Origin of the sequence: Escherichia sp. KCJ4928, assembly GCF_004352695.1 — a bacterium.
Lineage (GTDB): Bacteria > Pseudomonadota > Gammaproteobacteria > Enterobacterales > Enterobacteriaceae > ECMA0423.
Map to the genome: position 1 here is coordinate 1 of NZ_SJWV01000310.1, position 2,904 is coordinate 2,904.

Consider the following 2,904-nt stretch of genomic DNA (forward strand, 5'->3'; position numbering starts at 1 on the left):
CTTAAAACAATAAAGTTTTATCGATACCTTTTAAACATTTCACATTTATAATTTGCTGTTTATTTTCAGTCTTGCAAACTATTGATAATGAAATGTGTAAGATCTCTTGCAATGCGACCCATTTCTGAAATACTCAGCTGATCAATTGCCGAAAAAATGGCTATCAACGTAAGTGTCAGTAATAAGACAACCACAATTACAGACATGATTTCTTTATAGTTGTCTCTTTGCGTGATTTTGTTTTTCACTGTGGTCGCATGCATTTCAAATATGTTTATTTAGCGGATAACGTTAAAAATCGTTAATCAGTATGCTTAATATAACAGGCTGGAGAAAAGAGGAAATAGGACTGGTGCTTCAGTACTGAGCGGAGTTTCTTACAGCTGTAGGCAGAGGTTTATATCTTATAGTGTGTGGTTTAATTTAATCCATGTGAGCAAATTGCGCGATAATAGTCAATGAGAAATTCTTCTGCTGTGCGGATGACAGCAGAAGAAATGAGGAGGCGAATTAATTTGATGGTTCTAATTCAACCGGAATACTTTTATAACCAGGAATGCCACTTAATGGATCGTGGTTATCAAGAGTTAGCATGTGATTCGATTCTGGAAAATAGGTCACCAGTGAGCGGTCAGCCATAGGGTAAATGACCACTTTTAATCTATCCATGCGGCGTGAGCTGCGCTTACCGTCTGGCGTAAGCGCAATAAGATTAACTCTTTCGCCGTTTTTTACACGGCAAATTTTAGCTTGTTTAGCACTCATAAAGACCACATCTCGTTGACCGAATACCCCTCGATAGCGATCATCCATACCATAAATCGTCGTGTTGTACTGATCGTGGCTGCGTACTGTCGCCATGACCAGCTTACTGTTAAACGCTGAAGAGGGATCTTCTAACAGCCCTTTGCTGGTAATGAAATTAGCCTTACCTGACGGCGTCATCCAGCGCCTTTCAGCAGCTGCATTTATCAGGTGAAAACCACCGGGATGACGGATGCGCTGGTTATAGTCGGCGAACTCTGGCAGCACAGCTTCAATGTCATTGCGAATGCGATCATAATCTTCCACCAGATACTCCCAGGCTACCACGCTCTGGGGTAGTGTTGCCTGGGCGATTCCCGCGACCACAGCACACTCTGATTTCAGCATTACACCGGCGGGTTTTAACACGCCACGCGAGGCATGAATCATCGACATTGAATCCTCAACGGTTACCGCCTGCGCACCGCTTTTTTGCATATCAATCTCGCTACGCCCCAGAACCGGCAGAATATAGCTATGCCGTGCGGTCAGCAGATGAGAGCGGTTAAGCTTAGTGGCTACGTGTACCGCCAAATCTAATTGCGTTAACGGTACAGCGCTCGCTTCCCGATCTGGCATTGCCAGTGCAAAGTTGCCCCCCATGCAGATCAATGCTCGAGCCTGCCCCGTGCATATTGCTTGCATGCTGGCAATTGCAGCATGTCCAGGTGCATGAGGTGGGGTGAAGCCATAGCGCTCCCCCAGGCGAGCCAGAAACTCTGCAGACGGTTTCTCGGTGATACCGACGGTTCGGTCGCCCTGTACATTAGAGTGACCTCGTAGTGGGCAGATACCCGCACCAGGCTTACCAATGTTACCTTTCATCAACAGCAGATTGACCAGTTGCTGTACATTCTGGGTACCATGTTCGTGCTGAGTGATCCCCATTCCGTAACAGAGAATGGTGCGATCGGCAGCGGCATATGCGTCAGCCAGTTCGGCGATTTGTGTCTGACTTAGTCCAGAAATACGTTCGATATCTTTCCACTCGGAATTGAGAACGTCATGGCGTAGCTCGTCAAAGCCGACGGTATGCGTTTGAATAAATTCGTCATCCAGCAATGAGGGCCGACCTGCGGCACTTGCAGCATCATCGCGCTCAATTAACAGGCGCATCATCCCCTTGAGCAACGCCATATCGCCACCAATGCGCACGTTATAGTAGGCACTAGCCAACTGAGTCTCAGAGTTCGTCAGCATTTCAAACGGGTTTTGCGGTGCGGTAAATCGCTCCAGGCCACGTTCCTGTAGAGGATTGATGGCGATCATTTTCGCTCCCCGTTTCACTAAAGCGCGCAACGAAGTCAGCATGCGGGGGTGGTTTGTACCAGGGTTATGCCCAATGCAAATGACTAAATCGCACTTCTCAAAGTCTTCCAGCAACACAGTCCCTTTACCCACACCGATACTCGCTGCCAAACCCACACTGGTCGGTTCATGGCACATGTTGGAGCAGTCGGGAAAGTTATTACTCCCGTATTCACGGGCAAAAAGCTGATAAAGAAAGGCAGCTTCATTGGAAGTGCGGCCCGAAGTATAGAATTCAACCTGATTGGGATCACTATAGCTTTGAAGGCGTGCGCCAATTTCGTCGAAAGCTTGTTGCCAGCTTAATGGCTTGTAACAGTCGTTGACAGCATCATATTTCAAAGGCTGAGTGAGACGTCCCGCAGCCTCAAGCTCGTGATCTCCCCAGGTAAGTAATGATTGAACCGTATTCTCAGCAAAGAAAGAGGCATTTACCTGCTTATCCGTGACTTCCCAGGCGATTGCTTTTGCGCCGTTTTCACAAATGTCGAATGACGCACTGTGCTTAGGATCTGGCCATGCACAACCCGGACAGTCAAAGCCCTCTGGCTTATTCATGTCAAACATGGCAATAACATCCTGGCGTATATCCATCTGCTTACGTACTGCATTCGCTACGGATTTAACAGCACCCCAACCACCGGCAGCACCCTGGTAGGATTCAATTTTTTTCTTCATCTACTTATCCTGTGTGGAAATGAATTATTAGGATTTGTAATAGCGATGATGCACAGTATATACAAAGGGATTATCGCCAACATGGATATATAAGAGTAGGGGACTACTCTCTTT

The 2,904-nt window shown here is 46.9% G+C and carries 2 protein-coding genes; both read right to left on the reverse strand.

Translation table 11 applies throughout. The features are described 5' to 3' along the window. Positions 1-65: 65 nt before the first annotated feature. A complete protein-coding gene (gene safA, locus E0D98_RS22995; RefSeq protein ID WP_000543394.1) occupies positions 66-263 on the reverse strand; it encodes a two-component system connector SafA in 198 nt (65 codons plus the stop codon). Positions 264-510: 247 nt separating this feature from the next. Further along, complete coding sequence (gene ydeP, locus E0D98_RS23000; protein ID WP_047086977.1) at positions 511-2,790, reverse strand: acid resistance putative oxidoreductase YdeP; 2,280 nt, start codon at positions 2,788-2,790, stop codon at positions 511-513. Positions 2,791-2,904 lie beyond the last annotated feature (114 nt).

Bases quoted from the DNA above. Each gene is read 5' to 3' on its own strand.
- safA (WP_000543394.1), bottom strand. From the start codon at position 263: ATGCATGCGACCACAGTGAAAAACAAAATCACGCAAAGAGACAACTAT.
- ydeP (WP_047086977.1), bottom strand. From the start codon at position 2,790: ATGAAGAAAAAAATTGAATCCTACCAGGGTGCTGCCGGTGGTTGGGGT.